This is a genomic window from Shimia sp., assembly GCF_022448905.1.
Lineage (GTDB): Bacteria > Pseudomonadota > Alphaproteobacteria > Rhodobacterales > Rhodobacteraceae > Shimia.
On sequence record NZ_JAKVCW010000005.1, the window covers coordinates 226,477 to 241,917 of the forward strand.

Genomic DNA, 15,441 nt, shown 5'->3' on the forward strand with positions numbered 1-15,441 from the left:
CCAATAAAGTAAGCCAACGGGACACCGAGCCACATGCGCGAGAAGATTTTAGACGCCACCGCAGCGATGCTGGTGGCACATGGCACACAAGCGTCGATGAGTAAGATTGCCAAGCAGGCCGGAGTTGCGACCGGCTCGCTCTATAATCATTTCGAAAACAAAGATGTGCTGATCCGTGCGGTCTATGAAGAGTTGGGCGCGATTGTGGAGCAGGCCTTGGTGGCGGGCGATGATCCAAGCTTGCCTGCAACAGAGCGGCTGAAGGCCTACATTGATCGTCAGATTGACTTTGTTTGGTACAATGAAAACCACGCCGACCTGCATGAGTACCTGTCCAATGTGCCGTTGTTGCCGCGTGACGAGGTGCTCGACAGTTTCAACCGGACATCTGATTTCATCGCGGGCCTGCTGCGGCAGTTGCAGGACGAGGGCTGGGTGATTGCAGGCGATGTGGGGGTGATTGGCGGCTACATCGGTGGTGGCGTGCGCAATACGTTAAAATGGCAGCGCTCGCTGGGCGTGACGCTGACCGATGAGATGCGGGAACTGGTGCATAGGCTGTGTCTGCACGGGGTGCGGACGGAGGCCTAAGCTGGATTAATAGTCGCGCTGGAAGAAGATGCCGATGCCGGTGTCATCATCTGAGCCCACCTTGCCCTTTACCGTCAGGCTATCGGTGACGTCGAGGTTGAGGCTGATCGAGCTTTTGCCTGTGCTGTCCACGCCGACCTCTGTGTATACGTTTTCATTGATGTATTTGCCGGCGCGCAAACCGGGCGTGCCGGATTCGTCGAAGGTCAGTCCCAGGTCATCCAAGCCTGAGTTTTCCCCCAAACGCGGGCCTTGTGGGCCTGCGCCGGAGAGTTGCGCCAAAGCGGCGGCCAGTTGCGCGGCCTGCAGCGCGGAGATGCTGGAGAGGTCGCGGCCAAACAGCAGTTGGGAGAGCACCTCGTCTTCGGGCAGGTCCGGATCGCTTTCCAGTTCAATCTTGGGGTCGTCGAGGCGGCCATCCAGAATCACGTAGATGGTGGCGTCGGGTTGCTCAGAAATTGCGACCACGCGCATTGTCGGGACCAAATCGCCCAACATAGAGATGCGGCCTTCGTCCAGTTCGAAGTTTTTGGACAGGAACGACAGACGGCCGCGGATCAGGTCGATCTCTCCATTGGGACGGATGTCATTGGTGGTGCCGCCAATTTGCATGCCGCCATTGAAGTCCGCATTCAGGCCAAGGCCACGCACAGCGATGCGTTCGCCGGTTTGAATGTTGATATCGAGCCCGAAGGGGGGGGCGGAAGAGCCGCCTTTTTCCTTGGCGATGAGGCCCGCGCGGTCGCGAGTCAGGCGCACTTTGGACGGCTCGTTGATGTGGCGGATGTCGGGGATCGGCCCTGCGCCTGCAAGTCCAACCGGCGTGACGTGGATGTCGGTTTTGCCGAGCACGATGTTACCCGCGATGTTGCCGCCACCGGTGAGGGGGCCGGAGAGGGTGATGGTGCCATCCACCTCGGTTTTCAGAAGTTGGCCTTGTTGGATGATGATGTCGGTCAGGGTGACCGGCAGGTTGGCGGAGAACGGCGGGGCGAGGGCGACGTTGCCATTCACGCCGATCTGGCCACCGCCCGAAAACTGCGTGGTGATGTTGAGGTCTGCCGCGCGGCCATTGAGGCCAACCGTGCCGCGAATGTCCTCAAAAGCGACCCGTAAATCCGGTAGCACAAACCGGGCGCCACCCAGAGTGACCGTACCGGTGACAGCTTGTGGTCCCAACGCGCCCCTGAGGCGCAGGTCATAGTTCGCGATGCCTTGAATGGAGTTGGGTTGTAGGAAGACGTTGGCGGCGGCGAGCGGCACGGTGCCACTTACTTCAAAATCGCTGGCGCTGCCTGCCGGATCAATCAGCCCCTTGCCTGTGCCGCGGGTGTCAAACGGGCCGGTGCCGTTGAAAGCAACTTGCCAGCCGTTGGAGGCTTGTTCCGCGGAGGCTTGGATGCGGGCTTTGCCCGGAAGTTCGGGCACAAACACCTGCACTTGGCCGATCTCCAGGTCCACGTCGGCTGCGCCATTGCCAGATTGCGGCAGGGTGGCGCGGATGGTGGCGGTGGTCTGAGCCGGGGCGGTGGCGGACAGGTCAAAGGCCCAGTCCGCACCAGTTTGCACGGCGCGGCCTTTGGCGGTGGCGGGGCCGTTCACGCCTTCGAGCAGCAGTGCGACCTCATTGAGTGAGGCCTCAAAGGTGAGGTCGCTGTTTTGGCTGGCAAGGGTGCCAGACCCGGACGCGGAGAGTTGGGCGGTTTTCACGTCTGCCTCGCGCAGGGTGATGCCAGTCTCGTCTCGTTTGGCCGAGATTTTCAGCGTGCTTTCACCCGCCAGCAAAGCGTCCGCGCGGTCGTCCGAAATGGCGAGGTCCTGTCCGGTGGCGCTGAGGGTCAGGTCGAAGCCTTGGGAAATTGGCAGTACCGCGCCGTTGAGCCCCGCGGACAGGCGGCCGCTGAGATCGCGCTTGGCGAAGGGGGAGAACAGCGAGATGTCGGCGACTTCCAGCGTGGCATCGGTGTCGATGGTCAGGTCCTGACCACTGCCGGTGACATGCACGTTGCCCTGCGATCCTAGACTGTTGGTGCGCAGGCTGTAGTTGGACAACTTGACCCCTTTGTCTTTTTCCCAGACCACGTCGCCTTGAAAGCCGCCGTTGGAGCCGACCACCGTTGCGAGATCCGGGTCAGACAGTTCCAATCCCCGCATGCCCATTTGAAGCTGCGCCTCAACATGTGGCGTGGGCTGTTCTTGAAGGGTGCCTTCGCCAAACAGGGCCACGCGGGCCAGCGTGAGCGTGTCGGTTTGCACCTCATCCATGGTGCCGCTGAGAGTCCAGCGATCACCGTCCGCATGGTTGAACTTCGCCGCCAGTTCGGCGCTTTGCACGTAATTCTTGGGGCCCTTGAGCGGCAGCAGCACGGGCTTGCCGGTATCGTCGCGCAGTTGGATGTCGAGATCAAAGCTGTCTGGCAGACCGTTTGCGTCTATCGCCATTTCGCCGTTCAGGTTTAGGGAGCGGGAGCTGAGCAGAAGCTGTTGCAGCGTGATGCGTCCATCCCCAAAGCGGCGCAGCAGGGTGCTGAAGCCGATGTTTTCCCCGAGGAAGTCTTTGTAGTCTGGCGCAAAGAGCGGCGCCATGTTGCCACCCAGATCGGCGCGCACCACTTGTGTAGCCGTATCTTCCGGTGTGGCACCGGGCTCGGTGGCCAGTTCCACAGAGCCTGCGAGGCGCTGTTCGCCGTCGCTGGTCAACAGAATGTCGGCGATGAAATCATCCAGTGGACCTTCGCCCAAAACAGTGAGCGCCATGGGCGGCTCGCCGGGGATTTTGGCCTGAGTCACCAGTAGTCCACCGGCGTCTTCGTGTACTTGCAGGTCTATGCGCAGTTGGCGCGTTTCATTGGAGAAGGCACCATCCAGAGCAAAGCGCGCGGCGGGGCCATCCAGCCGTGCGGCGGACAAGAGCGCCTCGCCGCTGCCGCCTTCGAGGATCAGGCGCGCGGTGAGGGAGAGGTTGAGCTCTTCGCCCAGAAAACTCTCACCCAGAGTGATGCGGTCAGCCTTCAGGGACTGAATGTTGATGCTTACAGGCAGTTCAGGCAGCGAAAAAGGTGTGGCTTCTGCCGTGGGTGGTGCGCTTGGATTTGGGGCCGGGGCGCGGGCGAGGATGATTTCGTTGGCGCTCAGCTCGTTGACGTTGATGTTGCCGCGCAGCACGGCGAGGCGGTTCCAGTTCAACGTCATGCCGCGCATGGTCAGCCAGGTGCCATCGGCGTCTGACATGCGAATCTCTTCGACCGTGGCGTTGGAGCTGATCGCGCCTTTGAGGCCGATCACCTCAACCGTGCGGCCTTCGCCGGACAGGGCATCCTCCAGGAAGTTGGTCAGCATGCCTTTGTCTTCGTCACTGGCCTCTTGCTGTTCCGCATCTTGAGCAGAAAGCGTCAGCGGCCAGATCAGGCAGAGGAGAAGCGCAAGATACCGCATCAGTAAGCGTGTCCAATCCCGATGTAGAGTTGCAGACCATCACCGGTGTCGCCTTCTACCGGCGCGGCAAGGTCAAGGCGCAGCGGGCCAAAGCCGGTGTTGTAGCGCACGCCCAGACCGGCACCCGAGTGCCATTTGCCGTCGCCGCTGAAGTCTGACTTCTCGCCGACAAACCCGGCGTCATAGAAGGCCACGGCGGAGAAGTGGTTGTTGATTTTCACCCGCATCTCGCCGGAGAGGCCCAAGAAGGACAGGCCGCCGCTATCGATGCCATTCACGGTCACAAAGTTGGACTGATAGGGCTGACCACGCACCGTGCCGCCGCCACCGGAGTAGAACAGCAGGTCGGGCGGGGTGTTGCGGATGGACGGCCCCAGGATGGTGCCAAATTGCAAACGGCCCGCGGCGATCACGCCGTTGTCGGCCCCAAAGCCACGATAGCCGCGCAGATCGCCTTTGAGGTAGAGGGCGCTGTCCGCTTCGGCGTAGCCATAATATGGGAAGGCGTTGCCTTCGATGTAGTAACCGCGTGTCGGGTTGGCGATGTTGTCGCGCCGGTCCATTTTGGTGGTCACCGGCACCCCAATCAGATGCAATTTGCGTTCGCCGTAGTTGTCGTCCACGTCAGAGAAATAAAGCCCCAGGCCAGCTGTGGTTTCAAAGCGGTCTGAGTGGATGGTTTTCACGCCAACGCCCAAAGACAGGCTGCGCAAGAAATAGAGGTCTTCGTCTTCTTGCTTGAGTTCGGCGCCCAATGTCAGCGCGGTGTTGGCGCCAAAAGTGGCCGGGCGGGAGTAGCGTGTGCCAAGGATGTAGTTCACGCCGCTGTTCTGCGCACCGAGATTTTCGATGGCAAAATCAAAACGCAGATTTTCCGCACCGCCATTGAGGTTGCGGTGCATCCAATAGGCCGAGAGGCTTAGGCCGTCGCGGCTTTCGAGTTCTGCACCAAAGCCAATTCGGCGTGGTGGGTTGTCCACCAGAGCGAGTTCCATATCCAGCGTGCCGTCTGGATTGGGCTCATCCGCTTCGCGCAGATCGATGGTGCGGAAGGTTTCGGTGCGGCGCAGACGCGATGTGACCTGGGCCACGGATTGCGGGCTGAAGGTTTCGCCTTCCGGCAGGTCGGCGATCTCACGCACCCGTTCCGGGCGCACGTTGGATTGATCGTCATAAATCAGTTTGCCAAAGGTTAGCTTGGGGCCGGGATCCATGGTCAGATCAACGTCCAGCGTGGCCTTGCGATGATCGGCGGTGATGCTCTGATCGCTGACTTTCGCTTTGGCGTGGCCTTCGTCGCGCCAGCCGTCTACCCCCGCGCGGGCGGCTTTTTCGATTTCCGGCAGGCTGGCGGGTTGGTTGGGGGCAAAGCCCTCTGGCAGCTCTGTGGCTGGAACTATCGGCGCGATTTTGGTGTTGCCAAACTTGAAGTTGGGACCGGGGTCGACCTGATACACCACCTGCGCAACCGAGGATTTGGTGGCGAAGGGGGAGATGTTGTGCGCCTCTTGCCCATCCACACGGATAGACACATTGGGGCTGAAGTGCCCCAAGGAATAGAGCGTGCTGACCAAGCGGCGATAATCGGATTGGGCGGCGGCAATAATGTCCTGCGGATCACTGCTGCCTTCTTCTTTGGCGGCAGAGGTCAGGGTCGCGGCCAGCAAGCGTTCTTGCAGAGCTTCGTCGCCGTTTGAGGTGGTCAGTTGGATGTCAAATGCCTGTGCAGGCATGGCCAGCCCGGCGCACAGGGTTGTGGCCAACAGCGTGGCCTTGCCCGAAAAAAGGACCCGTCGTGCGCCTGTCTGCAAAGCATCCCCCATGCGCGCCAAAAACTCTTCAAAATGCTCGGGCAACAGGCAGAACGTTGCCCCTTAGCGGTAGACTAGACCAAGCGTGACTCCGTGGCCAGACAGCATTCACATACTTCTCCGAGGATCGGCGAAGGGAAGCTATGCAAAGGCGATATCACCGCGTAAGACTGAGGCACATTGTCATGAGAATTCTTATGCCAGGGCTACAACAGTTTCTTCCCGTCGTCTTAGTACGAAGCCTTTTGTTTTATGTGCTTGCCGGTGTTGCGGCGGTGCCTTTTTTGTTGTGTTGGCCTGCGCTGCGCGGACCACGCAGGACCGTCTATGCCATTGTGGATCGCTATCTGCGGGTCCTGTTGTGGCTGCTGCGCAGAGTGTGCGGCATCCAGCTTCGGCTTGAGGGACGGGACAGCTTGCCCGAGGGACCTGTGTTGATCGCATCTCAGCATGAGAGCACGTGGGAGACGTTGTTTTTCCAAGTGCTGTTTGATCATCCGGTGATGTACGCCAAAGCGCCAATTTTTTCCTATCCGGTGTTTGGCCCGGTCGTGCGCAAGTTTGGTCATATTCCGGTGACGGCCGGGGCAAGCGCGGATGCAATGCGCGCGGGGTTTCGTGCGGGGGCAGCAGCGGCGAAAGATGGCCGGAGTTTGGTGATTTTTCCCAGTGGCACACGTCGTCAGGAAGCGCATGCCCTGCAAGCCGGGGTTGGGGTGCTGTATCAACTGGCCGGTGTGCCAGCAGTGCCGGTCCGGTTGAACTCTGGCGCGGTGTGGCCGCATGGCAGTTGGTTGAAGTTTCCAGGCACAGTCGAACTGCAGATTGGACCACCGATTGAGGCCGGTTTGGACCGGCGCGATTTTATGCAAATTTTGAGCGGATATTTGGCAGATTAGAGCGGTTTGCAGCCGTAGGAAAATCCCTAAAATTTCTCATGTATTCCATATGTTAAGGTGGGGGTAAGAGCTGGCGTTTAGGTGTCGTTGTCAGGGTGAGAAAAAGGGTGACGGCGATGGCTGATAGTTCCAACGGCGCTCCGGTGATCATTAAACGTAAGAAGGTCATCGCAGGCGACGGACACCACGGTGGGGCGTGGAAAATTGCATACGCGGATTTTGTGACCGCCATGATGGCATTCTTTTTGCTGATGTGGCTGATCAACGCGACAACCGAACAACAACGGCTGGGGATTGCAGAATTCTTCAGCCCAACGGTGCCATTGAACAAAGTGTCCGGTGGCGGCAACGCCATGTTTGGCGGTGACAGCGTGCAGGAGCATAATATCCTGTCGCAAACCGGCGTGGGTGGTTTGCCAACGGCGTTGAAAGAGAATCCGGATCCGGTTGAGTTTGAACAGCCCGGCAGCAAAGGCGAAAACGCCGAGTTTGAAACCGTCGAAGACATGCTGATTGGTGGCGGTGGTGAAAGCCTGCTGGCGGATAATTTGCTCAAGCATGTGGTGACTCGTTTGACCGACGAAGGTCTGGTGATCGAGATCTTTGATTCCGAAGACCAGCGGTTGTTTAAGCCCAAGAGCGCGGTGCCGATGCCCATTCTGGTTGATTTGGCCAAGGTGCTGGCAGAGGTGTCCAACATGGTGACCAATGACGTGGCGGTGGAAGGCCATGTGCGCACCAGTGTGATTACCGTGCGGGAAAATCCAAGTTGGCAGCTGTCATCGATTCGCGCAAATGAGCTGCGGAAGCTGATGGAGGCCCATGGTTTGGAGACTGAACGGGTGGCACGAGTGACGGGTCACGCGGATCGCGAACCGGTGTCTAATGTGCCGCGGGACCTGCGCAACAACAGGATTGAGATCATCCTGCTGAGAAAGGATCGCTGAAGCTAAAAGGAAATATGGTACGCCGTTAGGCCGCTGTTAATTCCGATTGTCGTAACCAAGCAGACGACGACCGAATTGATACAGCAGAAAGGCGTACCATGTCGATTTCCTCTTCGCTTAATGCCGGTGTGGCCGGGCTCAATGCCAATGCCACCCGTCTGGCGACCATCTCTGACAACATCGCGAACTCTGCGACCTATGGCTATCGCCGGGTTGAGACTGATTTCCAGTCTATGGTGACCGGTGCCAGTGGTGGTAAATATTCCGCAGGCGGCGTGCAGGCGACCTCCCGCCGTTTGATTGATGAAGGCGGCTCGTTGACGCCAACCACCAACCCGACCGATCTGGCGGTGCGTGGTCGTGGCTTCCTTCCTGTGGCCGCTGCCACATCGATCAAAGCAGGCGATACCAGCCCTCAGATGATGTTGGCCACAACTGGGTCTTTCCGTCCGGATGAGGATGGCTATCTGGTTTCTGAAGCGGGTCTGAGCTTGATGGGGTGGCCTGCGAACGCTGATGGCACGATTCCAAACTATCCGCGTGATACCGATACGGGGTTGAGCCCGATTCGCCTTTTGACATCTCAGTTGGTAGGTTCTCCGACGACCTCGGTTGATCTGGGTGTGAACTTGCCAGCAACCTCCACCGTGGCGGGTGCTGCGGGTACCATGGAAACGTTGAGCATCGAATATCACGGCAACCTTGGTCAGGCTGAAACTCTGAACATTGAGTTTACGCCAACCGTGCCAGCGGCAGGTGCTTCCAATGAGTGGAACATGGTGATCCGCGATTCGGCGTCCGGCGGCGCGATTATCGGCGACTACACCATGACCTTTGATGATGGTCGTACCTCCAGTGGCTTGTTGCAGAACGTCGTGTCCAATCCTCCCGGCGGTGCGTACGACCCGCTGACCGGCAGTGCAATTCTCAACGTGGCCGGTGGTCCGTTGGAGTTCAGCATTGGCATGATTGGTACCGAAGGTGGCATGAGTCAGTTGGGTGACGACTATGCACCACTCAACATCGATAAAGACGGCGCCCCCGTGGGCTCAATGACCTCTGTTGAGGTCGATAACAATGGCTATGTCTTTGCGTATTTTGACACTGGCATCACGCGCCGTATTGCGCAGATCCCGCTGGTGGATGTGCCAAATCCTAACGGCCTGGACATCTCTTTGGACTTCCAGACCTACGTGCCATCCAATGAAAGTGGTCCGTTCTTTATGTGGGATGCCGGCACCGGCCCGTCTGGTGAGCTTCTGTCTTATGTCCGCGAAGAATCGGCCACCGATGTGGCGGGTGAGCTGACCGATATGATCCAGACTCAGCGCGCCTACAGCACCAACGCCAAGGTCATTCAGACCGTGGATGAGATGCTGCAAGAAACCACCAATATCAAACGCTAACTAGCCGCGCCGAGGCCGTAGTTGGCCGGAAAGGATAAGCCATGAGCATTTCAAGCGCTCTGTCCAATGCACTTACTGGACTGACGGCCTCAGCGCGCCGGGCAGAAGTGGTGTCTTCCAACATCTCCAATGCCATGACCGAAGGCTATGGGCGGCGGTCCCTCAATCAATCTGCCGCCCTTTACGGCTATTCCGGTGGTGTGAAATTGGAGGGCACGTCGCGCCACGTGAACCCAGTGACCATCGCGGAACGTCGTTTGGCGGATGCGGGCTCCGCATTGGCAAACGGCACAAGCGCTTTTTACAATCGACTGGAAAGCATGGTGGGCACGCCAGATGATCCGACCAGTCTGTCTGGTGTGGTGGCGACCTTTGAAAGCTCCATGGCGATGGCCACGGGTGCGCCGGACAGTGACATTCGTCTGGCCAATATGTCTCAGGATGCTGAGCGCATCGCCAATGCGTTTAATGACGCCTCTGACGGCATTCAGAAAATGCGCACCGAGGCGGACACCAACATCGGCAATATGGTGGATAGTCTGAATTCCCTGCTGAAAGAAACCGAAGAGGTGAACCGCAAGATTTCTCTGGCGATCAACCAGGGTCAGGAAACCGCCTCGCTAGAAGATCAGCGCCAGGTTTTGATTGACCAGATTGGCGAGTTGGTGCCGGTGCGTTTGACCCCGCGTGATCGCGGTGGCGTGGCGCTCTATACGACCAATGGCGCGGTGTTGCTGGACGGCAAAGCGGCAACAATCGAGTTCACCGAGGTGGGCACAGTTGAGCCGCATATGACCGAGGCCAATGGCCTGCTGAACGGCATTTCGATCAACGGCTACCCGATGCGTATCGACAGCGACAAAGGTGCGCTGGCCGGTGGCGCCATTGGGGCTCAGTTTGCGATTCGCGATGAATTTGGCACCCAGGCTCAGGCTGATCTGGATGCTGCCGCGCGTAACCTTGTGGAGCGTTTTCAGGATCCGACGATGGATCCGACGCTCGGCGCAGGGGACCCGGGGATTTTCACCGACGCGGGTCTGGCGTTTACCGCCGCCAACGAGGTTGGCCTGGCCGGGCGTCTGGAGCTGAACAATCTGGTAGACATTGACGGTGCCGGGGAAACCTGGCGGTTGCGCGACGGTTTGGGCGCTGCAGCGCCGGGCGATTCCGGTGATGCAACCCATTTGAACCGTATGCTGGACGCGATGAAGGAGCAGGTTGTGCCTGTGTCGGGCGGCTATGGCAGCAAGGCTGTCTCCATGAGCGAGATGAGCGGCAAGTTCCTCTCCAGCGTGGCTGGTGCCCGTGTGCAGAGCGACCAGGATATGGCCTTTGCCTCTGCGCGCCTCAACTCACTTGAGGAGATGGAACTGCTCGATGGTGTGGACACCGATCAGGAGCTGCAAATGCTGATGCTGGTGGAGCAATCCTACGCCGCCAACGCCAAGCTGATTCAGGCCGTGGATGAAATGATGCAAGAACTGTTGAGGATCGGATGACCATTACATCGATAGGTGACATGGCGCAGCACATGATGAACACGCGCCGCACAACTTCGGTTAAGCAGGACCTCAACCGGCTGGCTTATGAGCTGGGCTCGGGCCGTAAGGCGGATGTGGCGAAGGCGTTAAAAGGCGATTTCAACATGCTTGCGGGTGTGGAGCGTCAGCTAACCGTTTTGGAAGGCTATGACATTGCGGCCAAAGACGCGTCGCTGTTTCTGGAAACCGCGCAGTCCACTCTGGATCAGATCCAAACCGTGACCGGTGATCTGGGCCGCGATCTGTTGTCTGCCTCCGAATCCGGCCTCTCGGCGTCTGTGGTCAGTGTGGCCAAAACCGCCCGCAATGATTTTGAGGCAATTGTCAGCGCGTTGAACGGGCGCGTGGCGGACCGCTCTCTTTTTGCGGGCACCGCCACCGATGGCGCGCCGTTGGTTGATGCCAACAGTATGATGACGCAGATTTCTGCAGCTGTTGCAGGGTCGGCCACCATTTCCGACATTGTGACCGCGGTGGATGACTATTTCATGTCCGCTGGAGGTGGCTTTGAAACCGGTGCCTACACCGGATCTCTCAACGATCTGGCACCGATGCGCCTGAACGACAACCAGTCGGCGGACTTTAATGTCCGCGCCGACAGCACAGAGCTGCGCGAAGCGATGCGCGATTCCGCACTGGCCGCGCTGGCCTTGGATCCGGGCCTGAACCTGGACCTCACCGAGCAGAAACAGCTGATGGAAATTGCCGGTGAGCGGCTTTTGACTGGTCAGGACAACCTGACAAGCGTGCGCGCGGACATCGGTTTTAACCAGGAACGTGTCGAGAATGCGATGGCGGAGAATTCTCTGTCGCGCAGCTCGATGCTGATGACGCAGAGCGATCTGCTCTCTGCGGACCAAACGGATGTGGCGGGCAAGCTGCAGGCCGTGCAGGTGCAACTTGAGATGGTCTACACGATCACGGCCCGTCTCTCCCAACTCACGTTGGCAAACTATGTAAGGTGAATGATCTCATGGGCTTAGCAAGAATGCTACTGCTCCTCGTACTGATGCCAGTCATGGCAGCAGCAGCGCCGATCCGGATCAAAGATCTGGTAGAATTTGACGGTGTACGAGGCAATGATCTGGTTGGCTACGGTTTGGTGGTTGGCCTGAACGGAACCGGGGACGGGCTGCGGAATGCGCCGTTTACCGAAGAAATTATGAGCAATATTCTCGAACGGTTGGGTGTGAACATCACCGGCGAGAACATGCGTCCCAAAAATGTGGCGGCGGTGTTTGTAACCGCAACGCTTCCGCCCTTTGCCCGCGCAGGCGGCACGGTGGATGTGACCATTTCGGCAATTGGCGATGCCAAAAGCCTTTTGGGCGGCACATTGGTAATGACGCCGATGAATGCTGCCGATGGTGAGATCTACGCAGTCGCCCAGGGCACGGTGATCGCAGGGGGCGTGGCAGCCGAAGGCGAGGCCGGCGGCGTCGTCAAGGGCGTGCCCACGTCGGGTGTGATCCCCTCCGGCGCCCGCATTGAGAGAGAGATCGACTTCGATTTTTCCACGCTGACCAACATGCGTCTGGCGTTGCGGGAGCCGGATTTCACAACAGCCGGTCGGATTGAGGAAGCGATCAACCGAAGCTATGGCCGCCGTGTGGCACTGATGCTGGATGCGGGCACCGTGCAGGTAGATATCGATCGCACCAATCAGCCCTCTCCAGCTCATGCGCTGAGCCAGATTGAAAACATCTCTGTGGAGCCCGAACGCAAGGCCCGCGTGGTGGTCGATCAACGTTCCGGCACCATTGTGATGGGCGACGATGTGCGGATTTCCCGTGTGGCGGTCTCCCAAGGTGGCCTAACGCTCAGGGTACAAGAAACCCCGTTGGTGGTGCAACCAAACCCGTTTGCCGATGGCGAAACCGTGGTGGTGCCGCGCACCGAGGCGGAGATTGATGAGGATGAAGGCATTGGCCTCGCCGAGGTGCCGATGGGCACGTCGCTGAGTGAAGTGATCGAAGGTCTGAACGCGCTGGGAGTGGCCCCGCGCGATATGATCGACATCCTCAAGAGCATCAAAGCGGCGGGTGCGCTGCACGCGGAGTTCATTGTGCGCTAAGCCACACAACAAGACACGCGCGAGGGGCGGCATGTTAGGGCATGTCGCCCTTTTTTGATGCGCGCAAGGCGGGCGCGCCGGCAGCCCGCCGGGAGGTGAGAAGCTCTGAGAGTGGGGCCGGAGATCTGGAGTGTCGCCAATCGGGGCGTGCCATTTTGTTGCCGTGCGCGGCTGGCTTAATTGCCTTCTGGAGTCAGAGACTAGGTTGTCTGGAAGTGGGAGGATAGGCGGCACTCAGTCGACAACACGCGTCCAAACAGGGCGTGCAGAGGGTTCATGAGCTGAGAATTTGACAAGGTAAGGCGATCAGGCTTGAAGCGCCGACTGTACGGCCGAGGAAGGCGTGTTGCGGTGACCCACGTGGCGCAGCAAGCAGTCGACCAGATCGGCGCGGCGGATGGGCTTGGTGAGGAAATCATCCATGCCAGCTTGCAAACAGGCGCGTTTTTCCGCCTCAAACGCATTGGCGGTCAGCGCCACGATGCGCGGCTGGTGAACGGCGCTGGCGCGAATGGCTTCTGTGGCTTCGATCCCGCTCATATTTGGCATCGACATGTCCATGAAGATCAGGTCTGGCGGTGTTTCCAGCGTGGCCTCTACGGCTTCATAGCCGTCATTGGCAAAGCTTAGAGTGATCGGCAGTTTCTCCAGGTATTTGGCGACCAGCAAGCGGTTGGTTCGGTTGTCCTCGGCCACAAGCACATTGAGGCCGGCGAGGTCCAAGGCGTCATAGTCCAGCACTTCGGTGGCCTTGGCTTCGGTCAATTGTGGCGCTCCTGCCGGAGGCAGCTCAACGGGCAGGCTCACCTGGAAGCGAGAGCCTTCGCCAAACTCGGAGGTGACGGAGATTTCCCCACCCATGCGTTCGGTCAGGATGCGACAGATCGAGAGGCCCAGACCGGTGCCGCCAAAACGGCGGGTGGTGGAGGTTTCGGCCTGAGTAAATTCGTCAAAAATGGCGGCAAGCTTGTCTTTGGGGATGCCGATGCCGGTGTCCTGCACGGCAAAGTTCAGGGTCAGCGCCGCCATGCTGTCATCTTCGTCGAGACCGTCCATCCATACATCTACGTCAATTTTACCAAATTCTGTGAATTTGGTGGCGTTGCCGATGATGTTGGTTGCAATCTGGCGCAGGCGCACGTCATCCGCAAAGAGGTGCGCGGGCACATCCTCGGCGATGTGCAGGTTAAGTCCAATGCCCTTGTCATAGGCGGCAGTTTCCAAAAGGCGCAGCGTTTCCCTGAAGCAGGCGCGGGTGTCAAATATGCTGTTGGTGATCTGCAACTTGCCTGCGTCCAGTTTGGACAGGTCGAGAATGTCGTTGATGATCGTCAGCAGGCTGCGCGAAGAGCCAATGATGGTTTTGGTGTAGTCATCCTGCTCTTCGGTCTGTTCGGTGTCCGACAGCAGGTCGGCCATGCCGATGATGCCGGTGAGCGGTGTCCGGATTTCATGGCTCATGTTGGCCAGGAAATCAGCCTTGGTGCGGGCTGCTTCTTCGGCGGCCTGGCGGGCCTTACGCATGGTGTTTGAGTGGTCTTTGATGGCTGTGATGTCGCGGGCGATGGTGACAAAGAACTCCACTTCGTCATCGGCGTTTTTCACCGGCAGCATCTGCATTTCACCCCAGCGTTCGCGGCCGTCTGCGAGCTTGTGACGCACCTCAATTTTTCCGTCTCCACCCGTCCGCATCGCCTTGGCTACTTTCTTGGTGATGTCGGTGTCCGCATTTGTGAGCTGAGCCAAAAGGCTGGTGGGCTTGCCAATGATGTCCTTGGCCGGGATGCCTGTCAGGGTGGTAAAAGCCTCGTTCACCCATTCGATTTCCTGCGCTGGATTGGACAGGATCACCGCGTCGTTGGTTTTGCGCGCCACCATGGACAGGCGCTGCAACTCGTTGCGATGCTTGCTGAGCGCGTCATTGGCGGCGGTGAGGTTTTTCTGGCTGTTTTGCAGGGCTTCGGTTTTGCGGAAGTTATCCACGCCGGCTTTGACAAAGGAAAAGCACATATAGCCCATGCTGATGACCACCATCAGTTCCGGCACATTCACATGCGGCATCGCCATTTCGCCGCCAAAGCGGATCGCTTGCAGCACCAGTAGAAATAGGGGTGTTAGGACAAACAGACCCATCTTGAAGATGGCCAATTTGGGGTTGGTCGGCAGGATGAGCGCGCCATTGACAATGCCCATGCCCAGCACCCCTGCGACTCCCATGATCGAAGCCTCTTTGCCGATCACGACCACGTAGAGCGTCGTAGCAAGGAACATCGAGATGGCTTGAAACGCGCCGCTCATCACCGCGGCCCGCAGAAGGGCGGCATGGCTTTCTCCGGCCCGCAGGCGTGCTGGAATACGCCGCAGCACCCACATGTCGACCGCTTCGCCGATGAGCAGCATGGCTGTGGCGCATCCCCCAACAACTGGTCCGGTGGCCAGAACGATCATCAACGCACCCAGGGAGTAAATCACGGTACGCTGTTTCAGAGCGCGCACACGCTCTGATGCATATTGCACCAATAGACCGCGCTGGCGGGCTGCCAGCTTGGCCGAGCGTCGCAACTGTTGTCCGGGGTCTGCCACCATAGTTCACGTACCACATAGTCTTTGGTGAAGCATGCATACCGTGACAGTGTTAATTTAATCACTCAGGTGAGGACGTAACGCTATGACTTCTAATAAAATTTTCGAGAAGCATGCGTGTTCTACCGGTGTCGTGTTGCAGGTATTGTCCCCC

General features: G+C 58.8%; 10 protein-coding genes. 7 read left to right on the forward strand and 3 right to left on the reverse strand.

The genetic code is table 11. The features are described from left to right. The first annotated feature begins 33 nt into the window (after positions 1-33). Positions 34-591 carry a TetR/AcrR family transcriptional regulator gene (locus MK208_RS07920; RefSeq protein ID WP_294115666.1) on the forward strand — a complete coding sequence of 186 codons (558 nt, stop codon included), beginning with the start codon at positions 34-36 and terminating at the stop codon, positions 589-591. Positions 592-597: 6 nt separating this feature from the next. Here the strand turns inward: MK208_RS07920 and MK208_RS07925 are convergent, their stop codons facing one another. After that, entirely contained in the window at positions 598-4,026 is a 3,429-nt protein-coding gene (locus MK208_RS07925) for a translocation/assembly module TamB domain-containing protein (RefSeq protein WP_294115667.1), read from the reverse strand. Then, positions 4,026-5,759, reverse strand: coding sequence for a BamA/TamA family outer membrane protein (locus MK208_RS07930; protein ID WP_294115669.1), 1,734 nt, complete (start codon positions 5,757-5,759; stop codon positions 4,026-4,028). The genes MK208_RS07925 and MK208_RS07930 overlap by 1 nt, the downstream gene beginning before the upstream one ends. Before the next feature lie 275 nt (positions 5,760-6,034). Between MK208_RS07930 and MK208_RS07935 the strand changes: the two genes are divergently transcribed. The 6 genes from MK208_RS07935 to MK208_RS07960 all read left to right on the forward strand — a co-directional run bounded on the left by MK208_RS07935 (position 6,035) and on the right by MK208_RS07960 (position 12,704). Beyond that, on the forward strand, positions 6,035-6,736 hold the full coding sequence (locus MK208_RS07935; protein WP_294115670.1) for a lysophospholipid acyltransferase family protein: 702 nt from the start codon (positions 6,035-6,037) through the stop codon (positions 6,734-6,736). 116 nt (positions 6,737-6,852) lie between these two features. Continuing rightward, complete coding sequence (locus tag MK208_RS07940) at positions 6,853-7,683, forward strand: flagellar motor protein MotB (protein WP_294115672.1); 831 nt, start codon at positions 6,853-6,855, stop codon at positions 7,681-7,683. A 98-nt stretch (positions 7,684-7,781) separates the two neighbouring features. Beyond that, positions 7,782-9,089 (forward strand): flagellar hook-basal body complex protein, encoded by a 1,308-nt coding sequence (locus MK208_RS07945; protein WP_294115674.1) that lies wholly within the window; start codon positions 7,782-7,784, stop codon positions 9,087-9,089. Positions 9,090-9,130: 41 nt separating this feature from the next. Next, a complete protein-coding gene (gene flgK / locus MK208_RS07950; protein WP_294115676.1) occupies positions 9,131-10,588 on the forward strand; it encodes a flagellar hook-associated protein FlgK in 1,458 nt (485 codons plus the stop codon). Continuing rightward, positions 10,585-11,595, forward strand: a complete 1,011-nt coding sequence (locus MK208_RS07955) for a flagellin (protein WP_294115677.1) — start codon at positions 10,585-10,587, stop codon at positions 11,593-11,595. Before flgK ends, MK208_RS07955 begins: the two co-directional genes overlap by 4 nt. 8 nt (positions 11,596-11,603) lie before the next feature. After that, a complete protein-coding gene (locus tag MK208_RS07960) occupies positions 11,604-12,704 on the forward strand; it encodes a flagellar basal body P-ring protein FlgI (RefSeq protein WP_294115679.1) in 1,101 nt (366 codons plus the stop codon). 306 nt (positions 12,705-13,010) lie between these two features. Here MK208_RS07960 and MK208_RS07965 read toward each other — a convergent pair whose 3' ends face one another. Beyond that, positions 13,011-15,290 carry an ATP-binding protein gene (locus MK208_RS07965; RefSeq protein ID WP_294115683.1) on the reverse strand — a complete coding sequence of 760 codons (2,280 nt, stop codon included), beginning with the start codon at positions 15,288-15,290 and terminating at the stop codon, positions 13,011-13,013. Positions 15,291-15,441: the final 151 nt, after the last annotated feature.

Coding starts and splice junctions, on each gene's coding strand:
- MK208_RS07960 (WP_294115679.1), top strand. CDS start 11,604: ATGGGCTTAGCAAGAATGCTACTGCTCCTCGTACTGATGCCAGTCATG.
- MK208_RS07930 (WP_294115669.1), bottom strand. CDS start 5,759: ATGCCTGCACAGGCATTTGACATCCAACTGACCACCTCAAACGGCGAC.
- flgK (WP_294115676.1), top strand. CDS start 9,131: ATGAGCATTTCAAGCGCTCTGTCCAATGCACTTACTGGACTGACGGCC.
- MK208_RS07955 (WP_294115677.1), top strand. CDS start 10,585: ATGACCATTACATCGATAGGTGACATGGCGCAGCACATGATGAACACG.
- MK208_RS07935 (WP_294115670.1), top strand. CDS start 6,035: ATGCCAGGGCTACAACAGTTTCTTCCCGTCGTCTTAGTACGAAGCCTT.
- MK208_RS07945 (WP_294115674.1), top strand. CDS start 7,782: ATGTCGATTTCCTCTTCGCTTAATGCCGGTGTGGCCGGGCTCAATGCC.
- MK208_RS07965 (WP_294115683.1), bottom strand. CDS start 15,290: ATGGTGGCAGACCCCGGACAACAGTTGCGACGCTCGGCCAAGCTGGCA.
- MK208_RS07920 (WP_294115666.1), top strand. CDS start 34: ATGCGCGAGAAGATTTTAGACGCCACCGCAGCGATGCTGGTGGCACAT.
- MK208_RS07925 (WP_294115667.1), bottom strand. CDS start 4,026: ATGCGGTATCTTGCGCTTCTCCTCTGCCTGATCTGGCCGCTGACGCTT.
- MK208_RS07940 (WP_294115672.1), top strand. CDS start 6,853: ATGGCTGATAGTTCCAACGGCGCTCCGGTGATCATTAAACGTAAGAAG.